This is a genomic window from Veillonellaceae bacterium, from assembly GCA_025992895.1.
GTDB lineage: Bacteria > Bacillota > Negativicutes > Veillonellales > Dialisteraceae > Dialister.
Genome location: DAJPGA010000001.1, coordinates 1,469,317 through 1,493,215 on the forward strand (window position 1 = coordinate 1,469,317; position 23,899 = coordinate 1,493,215).

The 23,899-nt window shown below is 40.9% G+C and carries 23 protein-coding genes and 1 riboswitch; of the genes, 2 read left to right on the forward strand and 21 right to left on the reverse strand.

The window, feature by feature from the left end; translation table 11 throughout:
* Positions 1 to 174 precede the first annotated feature (174 nt).
* From rlmN to dapF, 12 genes are all read right to left on the reverse strand, one after another.
* Entirely contained in the window at positions 175 to 1,206 is a 1,032-nt protein-coding gene (gene rlmN, locus OIM03_06275) for a 23S rRNA (adenine(2503)-C(2))-methyltransferase RlmN (GenBank protein ID HJI73881.1), read from the reverse strand.
* Between the two features lies 1 nt (position 1,207).
* A complete protein-coding gene (gene rsmB / locus OIM03_06280; protein ID HJI73882.1) occupies positions 1,208 to 2,563 on the reverse strand; it encodes a 16S rRNA (cytosine(967)-C(5))-methyltransferase RsmB in 1,356 nt (451 codons plus the stop codon).
* Complete coding sequence (fmt, locus tag OIM03_06285; GenBank protein ID HJI73883.1) at positions 2,544 to 3,485, reverse strand: methionyl-tRNA formyltransferase; 942 nt, start codon at positions 3,483 to 3,485, stop codon at positions 2,544 to 2,546. The genes rsmB and fmt overlap by 20 nt, the downstream gene beginning before the upstream one ends.
* A complete protein-coding gene (gene def / locus OIM03_06290) occupies positions 3,478 to 3,945 on the reverse strand; it encodes a peptide deformylase (GenBank protein HJI73884.1) in 468 nt (155 codons plus the stop codon). The genes fmt and def overlap by 8 nt, the downstream gene beginning before the upstream one ends.
* Before the next feature lie 53 nt (positions 3,946 to 3,998).
* A complete protein-coding gene (gene priA, locus OIM03_06295) occupies positions 3,999 to 6,380 on the reverse strand; it encodes a primosomal protein N' (GenBank protein HJI73885.1) in 2,382 nt (793 codons plus the stop codon).
* A 95-nt stretch (positions 6,381 to 6,475) separates the two neighbouring features.
* Positions 6,476 to 7,660 (reverse strand): methionine adenosyltransferase, encoded by a 1,185-nt coding sequence (metK, locus tag OIM03_06300; protein ID HJI73886.1) that lies wholly within the window; start codon positions 7,658 to 7,660, stop codon positions 6,476 to 6,478.
* 76 nt (positions 7,661 to 7,736) lie between these two features.
* Positions 7,737 to 7,838, reverse strand: a riboswitch (SAM riboswitch).
* Between the two features lie 123 nt (positions 7,839 to 7,961).
* Positions 7,962 to 9,161 (reverse strand): bifunctional phosphopantothenoylcysteine decarboxylase/phosphopantothenate--cysteine ligase CoaBC, encoded by a 1,200-nt coding sequence (gene coaBC, locus OIM03_06305; protein HJI73887.1) that lies wholly within the window; start codon positions 9,159 to 9,161, stop codon positions 7,962 to 7,964.
* A gap of 51 nt (positions 9,162 to 9,212) precedes the next feature.
* Complete coding sequence (rpoZ, locus tag OIM03_06310; GenBank protein HJI73888.1) at positions 9,213 to 9,410, reverse strand: DNA-directed RNA polymerase subunit omega; 198 nt, start codon at positions 9,408 to 9,410, stop codon at positions 9,213 to 9,215.
* Positions 9,410 to 10,060 (reverse strand): guanylate kinase, encoded by a 651-nt coding sequence (gmk, locus tag OIM03_06315; GenBank protein ID HJI73889.1) that lies wholly within the window; start codon positions 10,058 to 10,060, stop codon positions 9,410 to 9,412. Before gmk ends, rpoZ begins: the two co-directional genes overlap by 1 nt.
* A complete protein-coding gene (locus OIM03_06320; GenBank protein HJI73890.1) occupies positions 10,060 to 10,335 on the reverse strand; it encodes a DUF370 domain-containing protein in 276 nt (91 codons plus the stop codon). The genes gmk and OIM03_06320 overlap by 1 nt, the downstream gene beginning before the upstream one ends.
* An 11-nt stretch (positions 10,336 to 10,346) precedes the next feature.
* Positions 10,347 to 11,240 (reverse strand): YicC family protein, encoded by an 894-nt coding sequence (locus tag OIM03_06325; GenBank protein HJI73891.1) that lies wholly within the window; start codon positions 11,238 to 11,240, stop codon positions 10,347 to 10,349.
* A gap of 39 nt (positions 11,241 to 11,279) precedes the next feature.
* Positions 11,280 to 12,116 (reverse strand): diaminopimelate epimerase, encoded by an 837-nt coding sequence (gene dapF, locus OIM03_06330; protein HJI73892.1) that lies wholly within the window; start codon positions 12,114 to 12,116, stop codon positions 11,280 to 11,282.
* A gap of 302 nt (positions 12,117 to 12,418) precedes the next feature.
* Between dapF and OIM03_06335 the strand changes: the two genes are divergently transcribed.
* Positions 12,419 to 14,137: an NFACT family protein gene (locus tag OIM03_06335; protein HJI73893.1), complete on the forward strand. Its 1,719-nt coding sequence runs from the start codon at positions 12,419 to 12,421 to the stop codon at positions 14,135 to 14,137.
* A gap of 450 nt (positions 14,138 to 14,587) precedes the next feature.
* Complete coding sequence (locus OIM03_06340) at positions 14,588 to 17,023, forward strand: heavy metal translocating P-type ATPase (protein HJI73894.1); 2,436 nt, start codon at positions 14,588 to 14,590, stop codon at positions 17,021 to 17,023.
* A gap of 65 nt (positions 17,024 to 17,088) precedes the next feature.
* Here OIM03_06340 and dapA read toward each other — a convergent pair whose 3' ends face one another.
* From dapA to OIM03_06385, 9 genes are all read right to left on the reverse strand, one after another.
* Positions 17,089 to 17,997 carry a 4-hydroxy-tetrahydrodipicolinate synthase gene (dapA, locus tag OIM03_06345; protein HJI73895.1) on the reverse strand — a complete coding sequence of 303 codons (909 nt, stop codon included), beginning with the start codon at positions 17,995 to 17,997 and terminating at the stop codon, positions 17,089 to 17,091.
* 55 nt (positions 17,998 to 18,052) lie between these two features.
* Positions 18,053 to 19,090 carry an aspartate-semialdehyde dehydrogenase gene (locus OIM03_06350; GenBank protein ID HJI73896.1) on the reverse strand — a complete coding sequence of 346 codons (1,038 nt, stop codon included), beginning with the start codon at positions 19,088 to 19,090 and terminating at the stop codon, positions 18,053 to 18,055.
* A 13-nt stretch (positions 19,091 to 19,103) separates the two neighbouring features.
* On the reverse strand, positions 19,104 to 19,895 hold the full coding sequence (gene dapB, locus OIM03_06355) for a 4-hydroxy-tetrahydrodipicolinate reductase (protein ID HJI73897.1): 792 nt from the start codon (positions 19,893 to 19,895) through the stop codon (positions 19,104 to 19,106).
* Between the two features lie 222 nt (positions 19,896 to 20,117).
* Positions 20,118 to 20,402 (reverse strand): 50S ribosomal protein L27, encoded by a 285-nt coding sequence (rpmA, locus tag OIM03_06360; GenBank protein HJI73898.1) that lies wholly within the window; start codon positions 20,400 to 20,402, stop codon positions 20,118 to 20,120.
* A 5-nt stretch (positions 20,403 to 20,407) separates the two neighbouring features.
* The gene (locus tag OIM03_06365; GenBank protein HJI73899.1) at positions 20,408 to 20,734 is read right to left on the reverse strand and encodes a ribosomal-processing cysteine protease Prp; all 327 of its coding nucleotides are present in this window, start codon (positions 20,732 to 20,734) and stop codon (positions 20,408 to 20,410) included.
* Positions 20,735 to 21,043: a 50S ribosomal protein L21 gene (gene rplU / locus OIM03_06370; protein HJI73900.1), complete on the reverse strand. Its 309-nt coding sequence runs from the start codon at positions 21,041 to 21,043 to the stop codon at positions 20,735 to 20,737.
* 163 nt (positions 21,044 to 21,206) lie between these two features.
* Positions 21,207 to 21,968: an NAD(+)/NADH kinase gene (locus tag OIM03_06375; GenBank protein ID HJI73901.1), complete on the reverse strand. Its 762-nt coding sequence runs from the start codon at positions 21,966 to 21,968 to the stop codon at positions 21,207 to 21,209.
* Positions 21,969 to 22,075: 107 nt separating this feature from the next.
* Positions 22,076 to 22,906: a TlyA family RNA methyltransferase gene (locus tag OIM03_06380; protein HJI73902.1), complete on the reverse strand. Its 831-nt coding sequence runs from the start codon at positions 22,904 to 22,906 to the stop codon at positions 22,076 to 22,078.
* A 240-nt stretch (positions 22,907 to 23,146) separates the two neighbouring features.
* Positions 23,147 to 23,797, reverse strand: coding sequence for a polyprenyl synthetase family protein (locus tag OIM03_06385; protein HJI73903.1), 651 nt, complete (start codon positions 23,795 to 23,797; stop codon positions 23,147 to 23,149).
* Between the last annotated feature and the right edge of the window lie 102 nt (positions 23,798 to 23,899).

Below are 23,899 nucleotides of genomic sequence, written 5' to 3' on the forward strand. Positions count from 1 at the left end.
TGTCCATGTTTTCTGCAAATATGCATGAAACCTAAAAAATTATAAAGCAATCCATTAAATAGAAACTTTCGTAAGATACGTTTGAAACTATTTCTTCACTAATACTATCATTATGCAATACCATAGTCAATTTTAGCAGAGCGGCATATGAATAGAGATGAATAACAGTCCCGCTCAGTTCTTCAGATATCTTCTCTTCAGCTGGCCGCAGGCTGCCTGAATCTTATCACCCATCTGTTTCCTGACTGTTGTCGTCCTGCCATGCTTTTCCAAAATCATTTGGAACTTTTTCACTTCATCAGCTTCCGGCGGATATAACTGAATATGTTCAGTGCCATTAACAGGAATTAAATTAATGTGACAGTTCAGATTTCCTATAAGTCTGCATAATTCATTTGCGTTATCCGCAGAAGCGTTCACATCTTTTATAAGTATGTATTCGAATGTAACCCGGCGGCCCGTTTTGTTATAGAAGTATCTGGCGGCGTTAATTACATCCTCAATTTTATAAGAGTTGCTGATAGGCATGATTTGATTTCTTATCATATCATTCGGCGCATGCAACGAAATTGCCAAAGTGATCGGCAATCCTTCTTCCGCCAGACGATAGATCTGTGGAACGATACCACAGGTTGAGAGAGTGATATTTCTAAGACTGATGTTCAAGATGTCGGGATCATTGCAGAGTCTGATGAACCGCAGCACATTTTCATAGTTTGTCAGAGGTTCGCCTGCTCCCATCAATACGATGGAATGTACAGGAATATCAAAATGCTGCTTGAAAGCAAACACCTGCGCCAGTATTTCTGAAGCATCAAGGTTACGCTTCATTCCATCAAAGGTGGAAGCACAGAAGATGCATCCCATCGCACATCCTACCTGCGTAGAAACACAAATGGAATTGCCATAATCATGATGCATGCAGACGGTTTCAACCAGGGAGCCGTCAGAAAGCTTGAGCAGGAGTTTAGTCGTGTTTTTATCATCCGACTGCAACTGATTGATAATCTGCGGTTTGCTGATTACTGTATTTTCCTTGAGCCATTCTCTCATTGCACCCGGCAATTGTTTCATCTCATCAAAATCATATACATATCTGTGGTATAAATAATCCTGAATCTGCTTGGCCCTGAATCTGGGAAAACCATTTCTGACAATCCAATCTTCTGTTTCAGCAAGAGTATGGCCCCAAATATTCCAACTCATATTATCTCCTTTTCATTTTAGCGATAAAGAATCCATCGCTATGACATTCATCCGGCCAAAGCGTTGCCATACCGTTTTCATATTCTTTTCCATTTGGCAATTGGAAACCTTCTAATTCAAAATCCGTAAAGTTGTCTATAAACCACTTAACAACAGATTCATTTTCCTGTTTATTCAGTGTACAGGTACTATAGACCAAGACCCCTCCATACTTAACATAATGAGCTGCAATAGAAATTAACTTTTTCTGCAGGATGGGGAATTCCTCTATATCGGCCTCTTTCCTATTCCATCTAATTTCCAGTTTATGTCCAAGTACACCCAGACCGGAACACGGGGCATCCAAAAGTACTTTGTCATACTCTTCATTGCAGGAATCATTCAGGACGGTTGAATCCTGAACTTCTGCGTGAATAATTTTGATGCCTAACTTATGTGCACTTTCTTTTATTAGCTGAACCCGGTGGTCATATAAATCCCATGCATCAATATGGCCCTCATTGTTCATTAATTCAGCCATTTCCGTCGTTTTGCTTCCCGGGGCGGCACACATATCAAGAACCCGCTCTCCTGGTTCAGGAGACAATACAACTGGCGGAATCATTGATGAGACAGATTGAACAGATGCATAGCCCTTGTTCAGGATTTCAGCAAAAAACTGGTCAGCCCCATGTTTAAGGATGATGGCTGGCGAATAAATATCACTCTGCTGGGCTTCGACACCTTTTTCAGATAACAGCTTTAAAACGGATTGTGTATCAGTTCGTAAAGTATTAACACGTATGGAAGTATCAGGTACTTCGTTAAAGGCCTTCAATATTAAATCTGTTTTTTCAGGTCCTAATTCTTCCTGCCATTTTTGTACCAGCCATCCAGGCATATTATAGAAGAGTTCATCATACAAAAGCGGATTGCTTTCCCGTTTTGGCAGTTCAAACTGTTCCTTCTTCCGGAGGAAATTTCTAAGCACACCATTGATGAACCTGACATTCCCGGGGTGTGTGATCTTCTTTGCAATTTTAACAGTTTCATTGACTGCGGCAGATTCCGGAATCCTGGATAAATATATCAGCTGATAGAGCCCGATACATAACAGGATCCGAACTGCAGGATGTATCTTTTTCACAGGATGGCTGCTAAGACGGCTGATAATCCAGACAAGATAGTTGTATTTTCTAAGAGTGCCGTAAACCAATTCTGTCAATAAATGCGCCTCAGGCCCCTTCAAATGATTCTTTTTGAGTGCCGTCTGAAGTCTTAGATTCGAATAAGCGCCTTTTTCCAAAATATCATAAAGCGCCTGATATGCCAGAACCCTTGCAGAAGGAGCCTGAGCATTAGTATTCAAATGATTCATCCGTGGTCACCTTGTACCCGTTAATAAAGTCTGATGCGCTCATCTTTTTATGATTTTCGGGCTGGATCATGAGAAGCCCTATGGCACCGTCACTGCATTTAACATGAAGCATTCCGTCGGAAAGAGAGAAGATCTTCCCTGGGGCATCATTAGAACTTGATTCAAGCAGAACAGCCTCGTGAATTTTAATCCGCTTTCCCCTGAAGAAAGTATATGTACCCGGATTTGGATACATTCCCCTGATCAACCTGTCTATCGTGCGGGCAGAATCATTCCAATTGATATGTCCCATTTCCTTCGTCAATTTTTCAGCATATGTTGCTTTGCTTTCATCCTGTTTTACAGAAGCAGCCAGTTTAGCCGGCAGATCATCCAAAACATCGATCAGAAGCTTTGCCCCGACATGGCTCAGTACGTCAAAAAGATCTTCCGATGTCATATGCGGAGTAATGGATACGCTTTTTTCCGCAATAATATTGCCAGTATCCATTCCTGCGTCCAATTGCATGATCGTTACTCCGGTTGTTTCTTCTCCATCAATGATCGAACGCTGAACAGGTGCAGCGCCGCGATACTTCGGAAGAAGCGATGCGTGCACATTAATCACGCCATACTTGGGAATATCAAGAACAGCCTGCGGCAAAATCTTTCCGTAAGCTATTACAATAATCAGATCAGGATTCAGAGCCCTTAACACATCAAGCTCTTTTTCATCCTTCAGGGAGTTAGGCTGATAAATAGTAATATCATGTTCCAATGCGAATTGTTTTACCGCAGAAAACTGTACTTTATTTCCCCTTTTATTGACCCGGTCCGGCTGCGTATAAACAGCTTCAACCGCATATCCCTGTTTATAGAGTTCATTTAATGATGGTATTCCAAAATCCGGCGTTCCCATAAATACGATTTTATAATTATTCATCTGTCTTAGGTCCTTTATGAAGTGAAAGAGCCTTTTCAATGAAAAGGATGCCATTTAAATGATCGGTTTCATGCTGGATGCAGCGTGCTAATAACCCGGATGCCTTTTTCGTTTTTTTCTTGCCATGTATATCCTGATAATGCACGATGACATTCGAGTAGCGTTCCACTTCCCCAAAGAGTTCAGGAACGGATAAGCATCCTTCTATGTCGATATTCTTCTCATCCCCGACGGGGCTCCATTCAGGATTGATGTAAGCTTCAAAGCCTGATTCACCGTCATCAGCAACAAACACCCTTTTAGACACTGCAATCTGCGGAGCCGCAAGACCCACACCGTTAGCTTCATACAAGGTCTTTTTCATATCAATAACCAGGAATTTCAATTTTTTATCAAACACTTCAACAGGAGCTGCCACATTCTTTAATATCGGATTTCCCGCACTAATAATTTTACTCAACTTATGATACCTTCTTTCTTTTAATCCTTGTGTAAATCCAATTATTTAATTCCTTATATTGGATCTACGTCTATAATTATATCATTTTCTTTGAATATTACCGAATTTCTCATCAAATTTTTCAAATCCACAAAATTACTGCCTTTTATCAATATGGATATGAAATATAAGTTTCTGACCCGTTTGATTGGTTCCGGGAAGGGTTCCGTAAAGGATACTTTTTCTTTCAGATTCTTATTGGCCTCACAGAGGAACCGGTAAATGGTATTTGCCTGATTGACCGCAGTATCGTAATCTTTATTGAAACATGTAATTTTCAATAATTTCAGAAATGGAGGGTAACCAAGCATTTTACGGAATACTACTTCCTGCTCATAAAATTTCTCATAATCCTGCTTGGCGGCTGTTTCAATCACATAGTGTTCAGGATTATAGGTTTGCAGGATAACTTCCCCGCGTTCTTTTCCCCGGCCAGCTCTGCCCGCACACTGGGTGATCAGATTAAAGGTCTGTTCGGACGCTAAATAGGTCGGCATATTCAGGATGCTGTCCGCAGATAAGATTCCAACAGTATTGACATTAGGAATATCATGCCCTTTTGCGACCATCTGTGTCCCAAATAATATATCTATTTTATCATTTTTATCATTTTTGAAATCATTTAGGATTCTTTGTGCACTATTTTTTCTTGATGTACTGTCAAGATCAAAACGCTGACATCTTGCCTGCGGAAAATCTTCCTTTAACTCTTTTTCGATTAACTCAGTCCCCCAGCCCAGATAGCGGATTTTTCTATTCCCGCATTTGGGGCATTTATATGGAGGAATACTGGTCGTGCCACAGTAATGACACTTCAATAAGTTCTCTTCTCTATGATATACAAAAGATACATCACAATTAGGACACTTAAAAACATATCCGCATGATGAGCATATTAGCGTAGATGCAAATCCTCTTTTATTTAATAAAAGAATCGCTTTTCTTTTATTCTCCAGTGTCTTTTCAAGCAGCTCCCTAAGCGGCATGGAAATTAATCTTCCGCTGTTACTGTAATCTCCTCTCATATCGTAAATCAATATTTTGGGCAAAGGAGTGTTGAATACCCTGTGTTTCAATTCAATCAGCCGGATCTTCCCGCTTAAGGCCGCATAGTAAGTTGCTATTGATGGCGTCGCCGCACCCAGAACAATAGGGCAGTTAGAGATCTTGGCTATCATCTTGGCTACATCTCTGCCATTATATCTTGGACTTTCGCCCTGTTTATAGGAAGAATCATACTCCTCATCGACTACAATCAGTTTCAGATTTTTAAATGGCAGGAAAAGCGCAGAACGTGATCCAATAATAATACGGCTTTCTCCGTTGACGATTCTCTGGCGATTGTTGTATCTCTCTCCTTTTGATAATTTGCTATGCATAAAGACGACATCATCGCCGAATACAGATGCAAAATAGGCAGTGAGCTGATTAGTCAATGAAATCTCCGGAACAAGTATCAATGCTGATCCGCCATTTTCAAGAGCATGTTTCGCACACTGAAGGTATACCTCGGTTTTTCCACTCCCGGTGACACCTTTTAATAAAACTCCTTCGTAAGAAGATTTATCAATAAGTTTAGAAATCTCATTGATAGCCTTAAACTGTTCTTCCGTTGGCTTTTTTTCATTGCCTTTGGTATTTGAATCCGTTATCAGGGAATAAGTATCCTTTGCTTTATAAATTACTTTTGCAAAGCCTTTATTGCAATATGCACGGACGACCGCATCAGAAATCCCTTGTTCTTTTAAACTCCTGACGGGGATTGCCTTTTCGGTTTTAAGCAGCCTCCAAAGCAGTCTTTGTTTGCTGCTGCGAGTCAGATCTTCTTCTTTGGGAGCAGAGACAACTTCAACCCATCGCTCAACAGGTGCCGCATGTACGCTGGATAATAGTTCCCTCCTGATTAGATAAGATTGATCAAGACATTCTTTAAGATGATCCCCGAAAATAAGCTCAGCGTCTTTTTCATGCAGTGATTTGATGGAATGATCTATCAACGATGAAAATGCCGAGTCTGCCGGTATATTATCCCACAAAATTTCATACGTATATTCCCTTTGAATACCCACCTTATCAATCAGGAAAAGTCTCAAAGCCTCAATCAGAGGACATATATAATAAGAGGCTATCCAATAAGCCAGAAGGAGCATCTGCTCAGTAAACCAAGGCTCAGTGTCAATGATATCCAATATATATTGAAGTTTATAATCAAACTGATCTGGGTCGGCATCGGTTATAGATAGAATGATTCCTTCTTCATGCTTGCCGGCAAAGGAAACGAGACATCTGGTACCAGCCTTAACGGATGCAAATTTTTCTGGGACGATATAAGAAAACGTTCTGTTTAAACGCTTGCTCACTCGATTGATAATCACTTCAGCAATGATTGTTCTCATAAAATTTTATCTCCGTTCAATCGACTCAAAAAAATAGTGGTTACTCTTTAAGAGTAACCACTATTTTATCATATTTCAAGAACCCTTGATATTAATTATAAGCCAGCTTCTCTTCTAAGAACGTCTGCCTTATCGGTGTGTTCCCAGGTCAGATCAATATCAGTTCTGCCAAAATGTCCATAAGCTGCTGTTTTCTTGTAAATCGGGCGTCTCAGATCCAGCATATCAATAATTCCGGCAGGTCTTAATTCAAAATTCTTTCTGATGAGTTCAATGATTCTTTCATCACTGATTTTTCCGGTTCCGAAAGTGTCAACAAAAATGGATACCGGTTCAGCTACGCCAATAGCGTATGCCAATTCAATTTCGCATTTGTCAGCAATCCCTGCTGCGACAATATTTTTTGCAACATAACGTGCCGCATAAGCAGCTGAACGGTCAACCTTTGTCGGATCTTTACCAGAGAAGCATCCGCCGCCATGACGCGCCATGCCGCCGTAGGTATCAACAATAATCTTTCTGCCCGTAAGACCGGCATCCCCCTGAGGTCCGCCTATAACAAAACGACCGGTCGGGTTGATCAGGTACTTGGTGCTGTCATCAATAAAATCAGCCGGCATAACAACCTTGATTACATGTTCAATAAGATCTTTCTTGATCTGATCAAGTGAAGTTTCCGGATTATGCTGTGCAGAGATTACAATGGTATCAATATGTACAGGCTTGCCGTCTTCATATTCAACAGTAACCTGTGTCTTGCCATCCGGTCTCAGATAAGCAAGTTCTCCATTTTTTCTGACTTCTGCCAGTCTGCGGGAAAGTCTGTGAGCCAGAGCGATAGGCATCGGAAGGTATTCCGGTGTTTCATTGGAAGCATAGCCGAACATCATTCCCTGATCACCAGCACCGATATCATACTGGTCAGCCTTGGACTCTTTTGCTTCAAGAGATTTATCCACGCCCATAGCGATATCCGGAGACTGTTCATCAATGGAAACGTTAATGCCGACACTATCAGCATCAAAGCCATAATGTGCATCGGTATAACCGATTTCACGAATCGTATCTCTTATAATTTTAGGAATCGGTACATAGGCCGTTGTTGTGATTTCACCAAAGACATGTACCTGTCCTGTTGTAACCGTTGTTTCGCAAGCAACTCTGCCATTTGGGTCCTGTTCCAGGATTGCGTCAAGAATTGCATCAGAAATCTGATCGGCAATTTTATCAGGATGTCCCTCTGTTACAGATTCAGAAGTAAATAATACTTTCTTAGCCAATTAAAATCCCTCCTTAGGATTAAATATAAAGGTAATTGGGTAATAAAAAAACTCTCCTGCAGAAGGAGAGATGGTTCTCTCATCTGTCAGCTGCTGCTGTTGGAATTAGCACCGGTTCTAAAAAGAATGGTTGCTGCGGCTTCCTCGGGCCAGTTCCCTCTACCGCTCTTGATGAGTTATTTTCATATGTTTCTATTATAACGGGAATGTCATTATTTAGCAATAGATTAAAAATAACAATTAGATAACATAATCAAAAGAGACCCTCACTTTTATAAGGAGGGTCTCTTTATTGTAAACGTCAATTTATGCCTTCGGCAATTTTCTCGATAATAATATGTCCCAAATCATCTTTAGTCATTTTCGGATATTGCTCAATATGGCCATCTTTATAGATAAGAGCTGCTATATTAGTTGAAACATTGAATCCTGCGCCCTGCTGCGCAACATCATTAGCTACAAGGAGGTTCAGGTTTTTCTTTGCCAATTTAGCTTTACCGTATTCAATGACATCCCTGGTTTCAGCCGCAAATCCTACAAGGAACTGATGCGTCTTTTTTTGCCCTAATCCGTAGAGTATATCCGGATTCTCTGTGAGTTCTATATTGAGATGATCATGCTGTTCTTTCTTTATTTTATTGTCGGCCCGCACGGCAGGACGATAATCAGATACAGCTGCAGCCATGACAAGTGCATCACAGTCGTCATACTGGGCATTAACTGCCTTTTCCAGTTCCCTGGCATCATGGACATAAATCATATGAACACCGACTGGTTCTGGCAGAGCATGTGTACAACTTACAAGGGTAACATCTGCATCTTCCAGTGCAGCAGCTCTGGCAATGGAATAACCCATTTTACCGCTCGAGCGGTTGCTTATGTACCGGACGGGATCGATATCTTCCTGAGTTCCGCCTGCAGAAACAACAATTTTCTTTCCCTTCAGCAAATGCTTGCTGTAGAGTGCCTTGTAAATGTGTTCCATGATAACATTCAGCTGCGGGAAGCGGCCTTTCCCCGTAACATTGCACGCCAAATGTCCGGACTCCGGTTCAACAAAAATATATCCTAAAGATTCCAGTTTGCGTATATTAGACTGGACGATGGGATTCTCATACATATTAGTATTCATTGAAGGAACAAATACTACTTTCGCCTTCGTTGCCATAATCGTAGTAGACAGCATGTCATCAGCGATCCCATTGGCTACCTTTCCAATGATATCAGCTGTTGCAGGCGCAATTACAAATACATCTGCAAGACGGGCAAGAGCGATGTGCTCAACATCCCATTTATTAATATTTGCGAACATATCAACAGTAACATCATTGCCGGAAAGTTCTCCAAAGGTAATCGGAGTAACCAGCTTCGCTGCATGTTCTGTTAAAATACAATGAACATCAGCTCCATTCTGCCTGAGCTGACTTACAAGCCCTGCTGCTTTATAGGCAGCTATGCCGCCGCAAACACCAACAACTATGTGCTTATCTTTAAACATTATTAGCCCTTCCATCAAAATTCAGGAATAGAAGTCGTTACCACCCTGCTTGTATTATTTCCCGAATGAATAGGTAATTTTTGAATTATAGATTTCTTCCAATGCGATCGTAACAGTTTTTTTATCAGCTGCATCTGGAATCAATGCAGGCTGCCCGTCAGTAAGTTCTCTGGCTCTCTGAGCCGCCAGAGTGACCAACGTATATTTGGAATCTACTTTCTTAATAAGACTGTCGATTGAAGGATAACACATCATTTTAAAGGTACCTCCTTATTTATATATTGCTTGAAAATTGTTTCAATCTGCCCCTCATTATGGCTGAGTTTGCATTTCTCTGCCTCCAAAATAGCAGATGTTTTATGAACTGCGTCCTCTAAAATATCATTAACGACAATATAATCATACTGATGAGCCATTGCAAGCTCGCTTGTTATTTGGGCCAGACGCTTTTGAATCACTTCTTCAGAATCTGTTCCTCTGTTATGGAGACGTCCTGATAAAACATTCAGCGAAGGTGGAACAATATAGATGAATACTCCGGTAGGATAACGCTTTTTTACCTGCATTGCTCCCTGGATATCAATTTCAAGAAGTACAGACTGTCCTTTATCAATTAAATCCAAAACATACTTTTTGGGAGTACCATAGTAATTATCATATACTTTTGCATACTCCAAAAAGGCATCTTCTTTGATCAGTTGTTCAAACTGTTCTTTGGTTCTGAAGAAATAACTTTCCCCTTCCACTTCACCTTTTCTAGGCTCCCTGGTGGTCATTGATACAGAGTAATGCAAATCTGGATACAACTCGCGAATTGCACTGCAGATGGTACCCTTCCCTGCACCGCTGGGACCTGAAACCACAAGCAAAATACCCTTATCGGTTTTCCCTGACATGTCCATCAATTATCATCCATTCCTTCACTGATCGCCGTATCTTTATTCATAAGTCTGTGAGAAATCGTTTCTGGCTGTACTGCTGATAAAATAATCTGACCGCTGTCCATAATCAAAACGGCACGTGTTTTTCTGCCATAAGTTGCATCTATTAATTCGCCCTTATCTCTTGAATCCTGAATCATTCTTTTGACCGGAGCAGATTCAGGGCTGATGATTGCCATAACACGTGCAGCTGCTGCCATATTGCCAAATCCAATATTAATTAAAGAAAAACTCACTTTTAACTCTCCTATTCAATATTTTGTACTTGTTCTCGAATTTTTTCCAATTCTGTCTTAATCATTATAACACAGTCAATGATATCATTGTCATTCGTTTTTGAACCCATTGTATTGACTTCCCGGTTTATTTCCTGCAGGAGGAAGTCGAGCTTTTTCCCGACAGGCTTACTTTCGTTAAGTATTTTCTGGAACTGATCCAAGTGGCTGGAGAATCTGACAACTTCCTCGGTGTAATCAGTTTTATCAGCGAAAATGGCGACCTCTTCCAAAATCCGCCTTTCATCAATTTCCTTATTCTGGTCATCAAATATCTTTTCTATCCTGCTCCTTAAGCGGGTTTCATAACTCTTTATGACATCGCCCTGCCTTGCCACAAGATAATCATGCTTCCCGCGCAGCCAGTCGATCCTTGCCATCAAGTCTTCCCTTAAGTTGCATCCTTCTGTTTCTCTCATACTGACCAGTTCCTGGACAGCTTTTGCAATGGATTCTTTGAAAAGGGAAGAAACTTCATCATCTGAAACTTCTTTTTTCTCCGTTTTAATCCACTCATCCCTAAACAGTAAGACATCAGACAAATCAAGAGGTCGCTTCGACAGCTTTTTATTATGCGCAGCTTTCGATAACACCTTGATATAATTTCCAAGGACATCCTCATCCACATGAATCAAATTTCCATCAGGGTTTTCAATTTCCTTAATGGAAACATAGACATTAAACTTGCCACGTGAAGCATTCTCTTTGATGACTTGCCGTGAAATGTTCTCCAGATTATTTTGATTCGAATAATCGCTTTTGAAATTAATTTCAAGAAAACGGCTGTTTACAGACTTTATTTCCGTAACAATTAGAAGATTATCACTTTTAGCAGTACCTGTGCCAAAGCCGGTCATACTTCTCATAATACAATCTTCCTCCTATGCTCCACTAAACAGCCCGGATTAAAGGCTGATATCCCCTTCAAATACTTTGACTGCCGGTCCCGTCATATACACATGATCCTTGCTGCTTCCTGCCCAGTCAATATGGAGACTGCCTCCATCAAGATCTACGTCGGCGTTCTTGTCAGCAAAACCATTCAAAATAGCTGCTACGACAGCTGCACAAGTCCCCGTACCGCATGCCAGAGTAATTCCGGTGCCTCTTTCCCAAACCCGCATTCTTAAGTGGTTCTCGGAAAGTTTTTGAACGAATTCCACATTGGTTTTATTTGGAAAATGTGCATCAATCTCCAATTGATGACCTTCTCCCGGAAGGTCGATCGCATTTACATCATCAACAAAGATAACACAGTGCGGATTTCCCATAGATACACAGGTAACCTGATAATGTTTGCCTGTCCCGCCATTAATCAACGGCTTATCTACAACCGTCCCATCCCCGAAGCCAAGAACAGGAATTTCCTTCGCTGATAAGTGCGGTACGCCCATATCAACGCGAACATTTCCATCATCCAATAATTCAGGATATAAGATACCCGCTCCGGTTTCTACAGATATTTTCTTTTCGTTGACCAAGCCCAGTTCGAAAGCCCATTTTGCAAATGCCCGTATACCATTTCCGCACATTTCTGCTTCCGAACCATCGCTGTTAAATATGCGCATTTTTAAATCAGCGGTTTCTGAAGGTAAAATAAAAATAACACCATCAGCACCAACTCCGTAATGACGGTCACATATCAATTTGGCATGATCAGAAATCGATTTTATATCAGGATTTTCAGCAGCGTTGACAAACACAAAATCGTTTCCACAAGCCTGCCATTTGGTAAAATACATAATCTGCCCTCCAAATATATAGTAACTGGATATTCTAAAATATTTTCAACCAGTTTTGGTGCTCAGTTAAAATTGTACCATTATTAGCGAAATATTATCAAGGTTAAAATCCCTGTTGATTGACTGATAACTCGATATTCCTCTTATTTTGGCCTGTTTTAAAGACGCCCGGGAGAATTTCTCGAAAATCGGATATTAAGAAGCAAGAAATTATGGATGACTGATGAATTTCAATCCTGGTTCTCCATCCATGATATACTTGTTTTGACGACTCATTACGATTGACATAGAGGAGGAAAATTATGCAAATCGATAGTAGTACTCTTTATCTATATGTGAAAGAATTGAATAAACTTTTAATTTCCTCACAAATACGTCAGATTCATCAGATAGATCAGAAAATATTCGACCTGGAACTATTTCGTCCAAATAGTTCTCCCCTGCATTTGATCATTAATCTTCATACCCCGCCTATATTTTATATTTCATCTAAGAATCGTCGCCTGCAGTATATCGCATCACAAACATTCTGCATGACCCTTAGAAAGTATCTTGAAGGCGCCAGGATTTCATCCATCAAGCAACTGGATATGGACAGGCTGATTACCATATCGGCAGATCGAATTGAAACAGCCGGAGAAATTATTACAAGGACGTTGTATCTTGAATTAATTCCATCAACGCCAAATCTGATCTTATCTGAAAACGATATTCTTATCGATGCCTGTTCAAAAGGGAAGAAATTAAACCGCCGGATCATTCCAGGGGAAAAATATACTCCGCCAGAAAATTCAAACAGATTAAATTTCATGGATTTTTCTGAAACAGAATTAATCAACATTCTGACATATTCACAAAATACTGCCGTTCCTCTGAAAGAATGGTTCTTTTCATCATTCAATGGGTTTTCAAAGCCGCTTCTTGATGAACTGCTTTACCGTTCGGGTCTGACGGAATCAACATTAACTTCCAGCTTGAGCGAAGAGAATATAAGAAAATTGGCGGATGAGCTGATTTCGATTATTTCAGAATTGAAAGAATCGGACACCCTGCATGTATATCGTGTGAACGGAAAGCCTCTTGTATCCCCCATACTTCTCACATCTTTGAACGGGCCTCATGAGGATAAGGATATTGTATCGTGGATGGAATCTTATATGCTGGAAAGCAACAGTACGATTGCTTCCACCTCACAGGAATGCAGAAAACTTCTAAATTCACTGATAAAGAAAGAAACACGTAAAAAAGAAAAAATTTCTTCTGAATTAGAGGAAACCAATCTTACCGAAACGTATAAATTATGGGGAAACCTGCTGTCAATTCATTCCAACGAAAAAGTAAATGGCAGAAAATCCCTGACCGTGCCGAATCTTTTCAGCGATCCTGTTTCCGATATAGACATCCCTCTCGATCCGCAGCTGTCAATCAATCAGAACAGCCAGATCTATTTCAAGAAATACGCTAAAATGAAGACAAGATTCAAGATAGGTATGGAAAAAGTAAACGAATGTGAAAAACGATTGGAATACCTCCAGGAATTGAAATACTTCCTTGAACAAGCCAAAACGAAGGATGACATTTTATCCGTTCAGAAGGAATTGAATGTATTTTCGGGTAAAAGAAATCTGCATAAGGTACCATCCAAGAAGAAAGTTTCAATTAACGAGGATCATTTTACACAGCTGACCATAGATGGTTTCAAAGTACTCATTGGCCGCAACGACACACAGAATGATTCGCTTACCTTTCATAAGGCGTCAAAAACTGATTTATGGTTCCATGTAAAGGATCTGCCTGGATCCCATGTTGTTTTAGTCACCAATGGAGAGACAGTCCCTGAAGATACTATCAATAAAACAGCCTCCATCGCCGCATTCTACAGCAAGGGAAAAGACTCCGGCAAAACGGCCGTCGATTATACATACATTAAGTATGTAAAAAAAATGCCTAACAGTACACCGGGGCATGTCATATTTACACACCAGAAGACAATTATGGCAGAGCCTAAAGAATTTAAATAAAACCTAGTACTTCCAACCCTGAAAGCGCAGGATTCGTCCTGCGCTTTTTTATTTCCCCTGCCGCATGCAATTTCCAATTTCCTGCAGAGCAACTTGAAATTTTAAAGTATTTTCCTCAGAAATTTTTAACTAAATTCATTGAATGCTAGAATAAATTTAAAGAAATATGTGGAGGTGCCCAAAGTGAGCGATACTGAAAATAAAGAGAAAAACAATCACAAATTCAAATCCCAAAATAATCACTTGCCTAATGCTGATAAAGATTCCAAGGATTCACCTCATGTCAAAATGCATAATCACTCTGCTGAAGAAATGCGCCCCTATACCGAGGATGCAGAAAGTGTTAAAAGAAGCTCTTCCGATATAGTAAAAGATGAAAGACGTATTTTTGGACATTTTCATAGCAGCAGCATGCCTCTGGATACCTATAATTCCAAAGGCAGCCCTTCTATGACAAATGAAGAGTGCGATTACTGCGGAAAAGAGCTGGATCAATGTCATTGCGATCTTTTAGACAAGAATCTTTCCAAGCTGGAATATCACTTAAATGGCCTGGATTGTATGGAATGTGCCGCTATTATCGAAGGAAAGATCCGTCAGCTTCCGTTGGTCCTTTATGCAGCCGTTTGTTTTAGAGATAAGGATCTCTACCTGATTGCCAAGGCGCCTGAAGATATCATTTACCCGCAGTTAGAAAAAGTGTGCGCAAGTGTAGATGAAAATATAAAAATCACCAGGCACACAAATGCTGGCAAAGCATCTTATAAGACCAAGACATACGAAATGCCCACACTGGATTGTGCTGCATGTGCTCTCAAATTAGAGAAGTTAATCAATAAGCAGCCTGATGTTATTTCGGCTTCTATCTCTTACGCTACCAAGACGCTTAAATTGACAGCTGAAGATCCTGATTCCTTGATTCCTGAATTAACGGAAAAATGTAACGAAATCGAGTCTCCTACAGTGATCCAGGAACAGCATGCCCAGCTTGAGGAGAATAGTTCCCACGGAATCCTTGACTGGATCAAGCAGGACAAAGTACAGCTTGGAATAGGCGGGATCATTTTCGTAGCAGGAATGCTCCTGAATTACAACCTGATCAATCTGCCTGTCACTCAGGGAATCATTGACCTTCTGTTTGTTATTTCTTACATCATTCTTGGCGGTGAAGTACTGCTTAATGCGGTAAGAAATATCCTGCACGGAGAATTTTTCGATGAAACATTTTTGATGTCAATAGCAACTTTGGGCGCCTTCGCCATTCATGAGTTCCCCGAAGCAGTAGGTGTTATGTTCTTCTACCGTATTGGTGAATACTTCATGGATCTTGCTACCGATCAAAGCCGTGAACAGATTATGGAAGCCGTCGATTTAAGACCGCAGATGGTAAACTTGATTTCCTCTGAGAATAATGTAACTGAGATTCCTGCTGAGGATGCCAAAGTCGGAGATTATCTCCTGATCCGTCCCGGCGACCGTATACCGCTTGACGGCATCGTGGTCAAGGGAGACTCCCAGATTGATACGTCCGCCATTACCGGGGAATCTGTTCCAGTCACTGTTCGTGTGGGAGATTCATTGGATTCAGGCTGCATAAACATGACTGAAACCGTTGTTCTGAAAGTGCAAAAGATACTGTCAGAATCCATGGTAAGCAAAATACTGAATTCCGTTGAAAATGCAGTTGCCAATAAGCCTAAACTGGATAAATTTATAACCAGATTTTCCAAGGTTTATACTCCCATTGTCGTTGTCATTGCATTAATAACAGCCGTTGTTCCCCCATTATTATTCAATCATCCCTGGTACCCGTACATTTATACAGCCCTGACATTCCTGGTTATCAGCTGCCCCTGCGCTATAGTAATATCCATTCCGCTTTCCTTCTTTTCCGGTATTGGTGCTGCTTCAAGAGAAGGCATACTTTTTAAAGGCGGAACGAGTATTGAAAGCCTTTCTACGGCCAAAGTCGCTGCACTGGATAAAACAGGAACAGTAACAGAAGGCTCCTTTAAAGTCAGAAAAGTATTAACAGTACCTGATATTTCCAGAAATGAATTACTGTCATTAGCTGCAAGTGCAGAATCATATTCTACACACCCGATAGCCCGCTCTATCGTAACTGCCGCCGACCTGGACGAAAACCCGCTTGATCAGGTAGATTCTATACAGGAAATCAGCGGATCGGGAATCATCGCATCTATCAAAGGTGATAAAGTTTATGTCGGAAATCATCTTTTACTGGAAACATCCGGAATTGATATTCCATCAAAGTTTAGTACTTTAGAAACCGCAGGGCCGGAAATCTTTATTGCAAAGAACAATAAGTTCTTAGGCAGGATTGTTGTATCTGATGAGTTGAAAGAAGATGCAAAAGAGGGCATCAAAGAACTCAAGAAGTTAGGGATCACCCCTGTCATGCTGACTGGAGACAACAAGGAAGCCTCCCAGTTTATGGCAGATAAGGCAGGAATTTCCGAAGTATATGCGCAGCTTAAACCGACTGATAAATTCGAAATCATGAAAACTCTTCGTGCAAAATTTGGACCGGTTTTATATGTCGGTGACGGGATCAATGATGCCCCGGTTCTTGCAGGATCCGATGTAGGTGCGGCTATGGGCAGTGGTTCTGATTCTGCAATAGAAGCTGCCGACCTCGTGTTCCTTAATTCGTCTGTAGAAGCGATTCCAAAATCAGTCAGGATTGCCAGAAAGGTACTACGTACAGCAAAAGAAAATATTACCTTTGCTATCTTAGTTAAGGTGCTTGTACTTGTAATGGGCCTTCTGGGTTATGCAAATATGTGGTTTGCAGTATTTGCAGATACCGGTGTAACAATCATCTGTGTCCTTTACTCCATCCGTCTTCTCAAGATTAAATTCTAAAAATAAAAAAGGCTGTGGCAAAATGTGTAATCGTTTTGCCACAGCCTTTTTTTATTTCAATTTACTCAGCAGGAGATTCCATAGTCGTTGAGCATTTCTTTGACATGTTCACGTTCACTGTCAGATGGTTCTGCAATTGGAAGCCTGAAATGTCCGCCAGGAAGTCCGATGAGATTAACTGCAGTTTTTACTGGAATCGGACTAGCAACAAAGAACATTCCTTTCATAATCGGATACATCTTAATATGAAGCTGCAGTGCATCCTGTAAACGTCCTTCTTCAAAAGCTTTAACCATCGCAAGGAGATCGTCCCCAATAACATGGCTTGCCACGGAAATAACGCCTACTCCGCCTCCAGCAAGAATCGGGAGTGTAAAAGAATCATCCCCGCTGTAAATCATGAAGTCATCCGGAAGCAGTGTCTTTTCCTTTGTAACCTGATCCCAGTTGCCAGTTGCATCTTTAATACCAACGACATTCGGGCATTCATCAACAATTCTCTTGATTGTTTCAGGAAGAATGGATACACCGGTGCGTCCCGGAACATTATAAATGATAATCGGAAGATCAACAGATTTGGCAATAGCAGTAAAATGTTCATACATTCCCTGCTGGTTGGGTTTTACATAGAATGGAACAATGACAAGTCCGCTGTCGATACCTGTTTCTACAGCCTTCTTTGCAAAAGCGATTGATTCCGTAGTGCTGATTCCGCCAAGATTGCCCATAACAGGAACCTTTTTGCCGGAAGCGTTGCGGCCTACTGCATTGACAACTGCAGTATACAGTTTAATCTTTTCATCGGCAGTCATGGTAGCCCCTTCACCTGTGGTACCACCAACCAGAATTCCTTCGGAGCCATGTTCTACCAAGTGTTTTGCAAGTGTCACGGCACCTTCATAATCGACTTCACCATCAGCGGTAAATGGTGTGATCATTGCAGTTATAACACGCCCAAATTTTGCATTAGCCATTTTTTACTCCTTAGTTTTAATATCCTTTTAGTCAAATGACACACTTAAAGTAATTTTATTTAATAACATCATGTTCAATCATATATTCAGCAATCTGAAGAGTATTTAATGCAGCACCTTTGCGGATCTGGTCGCCAGATACCCATAAGTTTATTCCATTTGGTGATACAAGGTCTTTTCTGATACGGCCGACAGCTACATCTGTTTTATCAGAGGTATCAAGCGGCATCGGATATTTCATGTTCTTTATATCATCGACCAGTTCCACGCCAGGGAAGTTTTTGATTGCTTCTTTAACAGCATCTATCGATAAAACATCTTCCGTCTCAATATAAATTGATTCTGCATGGCTTCTTACAACTGGTACTCGAACGGCAGTAGGAGTAATTCCGATAGAATTGTCATGAAGAATTTTATGTGTCTCATTGACCATCTTCATCTCTTCCTTGGTATAGTCATTATCAAGGAAAATATCAATTTGCGGAATTACGTTATAAGCAATCTGATAATGGATCGGAAGACTGGCAGAAGGAAGAATCGTTGGTTCATAGTGTTCACCTTTGGCAACAGCAGCCGTTTCATTATACAACTCATCTATACCTTCCTTGCCAGCACCGGAAACTGCCTGGTATGTGCTGACAACAATGCGCTTAATGCGGGACAGGTCATGAATCGGTTTCAGTGCCATAAGCATGATAATCGTCGAGCAGTTCGGATTTGCGATGATTCCCTTATTCCAAAGTATGTCTTCCGGGTTTATTTCCGGAATTACCAGAGGAACTTCGGGATCCATTCTGAATGAGGAAGAATTATCAATAACCACTGCACCTCTTTTTACAGCTTCAGGTGCCAAAACCTTGCTGATGTTTCCGCCGGCAAAAAGTGCAATGTCAACATCTTCAAAAGACTCCGGCTTTGCTTCTTCCACAACGTACTCTTTACCGCAGACAGAAATCTTCTTCCCGGCAGAACGAGCAGATGCCAATAATTTCAGAGAGCTGAATTTGAAATTTCTTTCTTCAAAAAGCCGGATAAATTCCTGTCCGACGGCACCAGTGGCTCCTAAAACTGCGATTCTTGGATAGCGATTCATAAAATGCACCTCATTATTCTAAATAATTTTCAAGCCCGTAAACAAAACCATCTGTAGTCATGACCTTTCTGCAAGCCATCATAACTCCAGGCATAAAAGACTTTCTGTCTAATGAATCGTGTCTCAAGGTAAGAAGTTCCCCATATCCTCCAAAAAGAACTTCCTGATGAGCAACATATCCTGGAAGGCGGACAGAATGAATCGTAACTCCTTTATACTTGCCGCCTCTTGCTCCGGGCAGGCTTTCCTTTGTTAAATCTTCTTCAGGTTCTTCAACCCTTGCATCTGCAATTTTTTCTGCAGTCAGTTTTGCAGTTCCTGATGGTGCATCATATTTTTTGTTATGATGCAGTTCAATGATTTCCACGTTGGGCATATATTTTGCCACTTCTGCAGATAACTTCATCAGCAGAACCGCTCCTAAAGAGAAATTAGGAGCGACCAGACCATTTGCATGATGCCTGTCAGCAATTTCAGAAAGGATATCCCTCTGTTCAGCGGTCAGGCCTGTAGTCCCGATAACGATATTAACGCCATTTTCCAGCACGAACTTTGCGTTCTCAAATATAACCTTAGGGCTGGTAAAATCGACTACAACATCCGGTTTATTAACTGCAAATGCCTCTTGAAGCGAGGATACAATTTTAATTCCGTTTGCGCCCGTACCAACAATTTCGCCTAAATCATGTCCTGCTGCGCCCGGATCAACTGCACCGCATACATCAAGGTCATCTTCGCTCAGAATAGAACGAACGACTTCACTTCCCATTCTGCCACTTGCTCCATTTACCAATACATGAATCATTAAGATTCCCTCCTTCAGATAACCCATTGACTTATGCACAAGCATTTAATGCCTTTTGGGGATAGTCTTATAACATTGATTGAAACTATCGTAGTATAAAAATCAAAAAGCGTCAATATCCTATTTCAATTATTTAAGTGAATCCCATATGCATAATAAAAAGGATTCCTGATCAAATATCAGGAATCCTTTTTATTTAGAAATGAAATATCATTTCAGATTTTATTCACCTACAGGATAAACACTTACCTGTCTCTTGTCTCTGCCAAGACGTTCGAATGCAACTCTGCCTTCTGCAACTGCAAACAGAGTATCATCCTTGCCGATCTTAACATTCAGACCCGGATGCAGATGTGTGCCTCTCTGTCTTACGATGATATTGCCTGGTTTAGCAATCTGACCAGCATGCATCTTTGTTCCCAGACGCTGTGCGTTGGAATCACGGCCGTTCTTTGTGCTGGATACACCTTTTTTATGAGCGAATAACTGAAGATCAAATAATAACATAGAATTCACCCCTCTTTACTTTCCAGTTTTAGTTTGTCGGGATACATAGTTTGAATGATTTCTAAACCATGCTGCAAAGTCTTCATCAGTGCCTGCGTCTCATTATCCCTGTATGAAACGAGGGATACGTTTAAGAACCCGCTCTCTGAATGAAAACTTCCCTCTTTATGAAGTACATCTTGAAGTCCAGATGCAATTGTCAGTGTTATTGATGAGATAGCTGCGCAGACAAGATCATATTCACTATCGTCTGTATATCCATCGGCATGGCCTGATACATCAAACTTGTGATAGAACCCATCTGTGTCCAAATACATCCTTACTGTAACCAATTAGCCCTCGATTTTCTTAATCTGAACTTTTGTAAATGGCTGACGATGACCCTGACGACGACGATAGTTGGATTTAGCTTTATATTTGAAAATGCGGATCTTTGCTTCTTTGCCCTGTTCAAGAACAACGCCAACAACCTTAGCACCTTCAACGTTTGGCTTGCCAATCTTTACGTCTTCACCGGATACCAGAAGAACGTCATCAAATGTTACTTCGTCGCCCTGTTCAGCGATCAGTTTTTCAACACTGATTACTTTTCCTTCTTCAACCTGATACTGTTTTCCACCTGTTTTGATAATTGCGTACATATGTGCACCTCCCTCTACTATACTCGCCGATTCAGGTAGCTGTCCTGCAGCATTTTAATACCCTTCTCGTGCGGTTGCGTCATGGCACCTAGTACAATGACTTTACTATTATACCTTCTGTCTTCATGAAAGTCAAAGATTTTTTCATATCAAAGATAAATTTTCAGTTGCACATTTTCCGTATGAGTTTTTTCGTAATACTGCTGAAAAATTCCTGCCCTTCAAATCTGACAAAACGGATAGGTTTGGAAATACCGCGGACACGAAGTATGTCAGAATGCAGGAAATCAAATGACATAGTACCATCGAGTGAAAGCTGGAGCGTATTTTCTCTTTCAGGGACCGTAATTTTTACTATATCGGTATCATTCAAGACCATGGAATATCTTTGCAAAGTATGCGCGCAAATCGGTACTACTGTCATTCTGATATCTGAAGGTCCCAGCACCGGTCCTCCGCAGGACAGCGAATAACCGGTCGTACCAGTCGGGGAAGATACAATCAATCCATCGGATGCGTATTCCTGAATGAAATGATCATTAATTGAAAGCTGTACCCTGACAAGCTGGCCTATTTTATTATGACCGATAACAACATCATTTAAAACATCTGGCAGTATCTCTATTTCTCCATTTGCATGCTCGATTTCAGAATGAAGGAAAAGTCTGGATTCCTTCAGGTACTCTCCTTCAAGAATAAGTTTAATCCGTTCCTTCATGTCATCAGTAGTGATGCTGTTTAAAAAGCCCAGATCTCCCAGGTGAATGCCTGCTATCAAAGTATCATAATCAGAAAAAGTTCTTGCTGCTCCAAGAAAAGACCCGTCACCACCGACAGAGAGAATGCAGTCCGCATGCGCAAGCTCTTCAATAGGTACATAGGAATCGCCCAGGTCAAGGCCTGATTTCTCTATTTTTTGTTTCATCGAAACTGGAAATTTATATGGAGTCCCTAAATCATCTAATATAGAAATCAATCGCTGAAGAACCCGATTGATTCCTTCTTTTTCAAGATTTGGAAAAATGCCAAATATCATACTTGCCCCTTTAAAAGATTATTATGTGCTTCTTCTACAACAGCATTAATATCTTCATCATTAATAAGAACTTGTGGAATACTGCTTCGAAGGTAAGACAGGAACTCAATATTCCCAGATCCGCCCTTAATGGGCGAATAAGTCAGTCCCCAGCAGAAATATCCGGATTCTTCAAATGTTTTTAATGTGTCACGAATAACTTCTTTGTGAACTTCGGGATCTCTTACAATACCACCCTTGCCAACTTTCTCCCGGCCCGCCTCAAACTGAGGTTTGATAAGAGCAGCAATGGATCCGTCAGGTTTCAGAATAGATTTAACAGCTGGAATAATCTTTGTCACTGATATGAAAGAAATGTCTGTGCATACAAAATCAACGGGCTCCCCTAAAGTTTCCAGGGTCACAAGTTTAATATTTGTTTTCTCCATATTAATGACTCTCTGATCTGTTCGAAGCTTCCAGTCAAGCTGATTTGTTCCAACATCAATAGCATATACCTTTACCGCGCCATTTTGCAAGGCGCAGTCAGTAAAGCCTCCCGTAGAGGCTCCGATATCAGCCACAACTTTGCCATTCAGGTCAATTTTGAAAAATTTCAGTGCTTTCTCGAGTTTGTACCCGCCTCTGCCAACATATGGCATTATATGCCCTTTTATCCTGATTTCAGCATCCGAAGGAACTTTTGTCCCTGCTTTGTCAACAGGCACATTATTGACTAAAATTATGCCTTCCATAATATGCCGTTTTGCATTTTCCCGGCTGTTAAAGAAGCCCTGCTCCACTAAGAGAACATCCAGCCTCTCTTTTTTTACCTTTGGATTCGCCACTGCTGCTCCTCCCGTTTCCAATTAATTCGCTCTGTCTAAAACATAATCCGCAAGATCATTTAACCGCTCAAACGACGATCCCAGCTTTGATATAGCAGCCTTGGCCCGCTTATTTTCATCATTTGCCAATTCCTGGGCTTTTCCTTCTCCAGAATTGTAACATATGTGGACTTTAAGCTCTTTTGATCCTGCCCTGGCAGCTTGCCCATTTCCTTTAAACTTCCATGTACATCCAGGAGGTCATCCGTAATCTGAAAAGAGCAGGCCTAAATGAACTGCGAAATCATGAAGGGACTTTTTCATCTCTTCATCGCATTTTGCGATTAAGGCCGCCATGTCAATGGGTGCACAGATCAGGCATCCTGTCTTCAATGAATCCATCTTCCTTAATTCGGGAAGACTGCTGGAATGACCTTCAGAAATGATATCAAGCGCCTGCCCTCCGACCATTCCATCCGGACCTGCAGCTTTTGCTAAAATCGAAATCAGATGGCATCTCGTATCAGGAGAAATATTTTCCTGATTGGATATCAATTCAAAAGCATATGTTAGAAGACCGGCACCTGCCATAGTTGCCATACCCGGACCAAAGATTTTATGATTTGTCAGTTTTCCCCTGCGATAATCATCATTATCCATGGCAGGAAGGTCATCATGGATAAGGGAATATGTATGGATACATTCTATAGCACAGGCAACCTTAATATAAGACTTTGCCTCTAAGCCGAATATTTCCAAAAGCATCAGGAACAAAGCAGGCCTTAAACGCTTTCCTCCTGCAAGGAGACTGTAATTCATGGACTTATACAATTCTGAACCATTATCAGCAAGCAGATGCGCCAGCTCCTTGTCAATGTCCGCTTTCTTTTTGTTTAATAAGCTGCCAATCATTTAAATCCCCCTTTGCCATATCCCATATTTTATAATCAAATTCAAGTAAACCAGAACAAAAACAGTATCTATTCACAGACAGGTGTCATTAGTTCAAATGAT

Bases quoted from the DNA above. Each gene is read 5' to 3' on its own strand.
- priA (HJI73885.1), bottom strand. From the start codon at position 6,380: ATGAGAACAATCATTGCTGAAGTGATTATCAATCGAGTGAGCAAGCGT.
- fmt (HJI73883.1), bottom strand. From the start codon at position 3,485: ATGAATAATTATAAAATCGTATTTATGGGAACGCCGGATTTTGGAATA.
- gmk (HJI73889.1), bottom strand. From the start codon at position 10,060: ATGGACATGTCAGGGAAAACCGATAAGGGTATTTTGCTTGTGGTTTCA.
- OIM03_06350 (HJI73896.1), bottom strand. From the start codon at position 19,090: ATGAATCGCTATCCAAGAATCGCAGTTTTAGGAGCCACTGGTGCCGTC.
- rsmB (HJI73882.1), bottom strand. From the start codon at position 2,563: ATGAATCATTTGAATACTAATGCTCAGGCTCCTTCTGCAAGGGTTCTG.
- OIM03_06335 (HJI73893.1), top strand. From the start codon at position 12,419: ATGCAAATCGATAGTAGTACTCTTTATCTATATGTGAAAGAATTGAAT.
- dapF (HJI73892.1), bottom strand. From the start codon at position 12,116: ATGTATTTTACCAAATGGCAGGCTTGTGGAAACGATTTTGTGTTTGTC.
- dapB (HJI73897.1), bottom strand. From the start codon at position 19,895: ATGATTCATGTATTGGTAAATGGAGCAAGTGGCAGAATGGGAAGTGAA.
- OIM03_06375 (HJI73901.1), bottom strand. From the start codon at position 21,968: ATGAAACAAAAAATAGAGAAATCAGGCCTTGACCTGGGCGATTCCTAT.
- dapA (HJI73895.1), bottom strand. From the start codon at position 17,997: ATGGCTAATGCAAAATTTGGGCGTGTTATAACTGCAATGATCACACCA.
- rplU (HJI73900.1), bottom strand. From the start codon at position 21,043: ATGTACGCAATTATCAAAACAGGTGGAAAACAGTATCAGGTTGAAGAA.
- OIM03_06325 (HJI73891.1), bottom strand. From the start codon at position 11,240: ATGAGAAGTATGACCGGCTTTGGCACAGGTACTGCTAAAAGTGATAAT.
- OIM03_06385 (HJI73903.1), bottom strand. From the start codon at position 23,797: ATGATTGGCAGCTTATTAAACAAAAAGAAAGCGGACATTGACAAGGAG.
- rpoZ (HJI73888.1), bottom strand. From the start codon at position 9,410: ATGTGTTATCCTTCAATCGACAGTCTTATTAAGAAAGTAGATTCCAAA.
- OIM03_06340 (HJI73894.1), top strand. From the start codon at position 14,588: ATGACAAATGAAGAGTGCGATTACTGCGGAAAAGAGCTGGATCAATGT.
- rpmA (HJI73898.1), bottom strand. From the start codon at position 20,402: ATGTTATTATTTGATCTTCAGTTATTCGCTCATAAAAAAGGTGTATCC.
- rlmN (HJI73881.1), bottom strand. From the start codon at position 1,206: ATGAGTTGGAATATTTGGGGCCATACTCTTGCTGAAACAGAAGATTGG.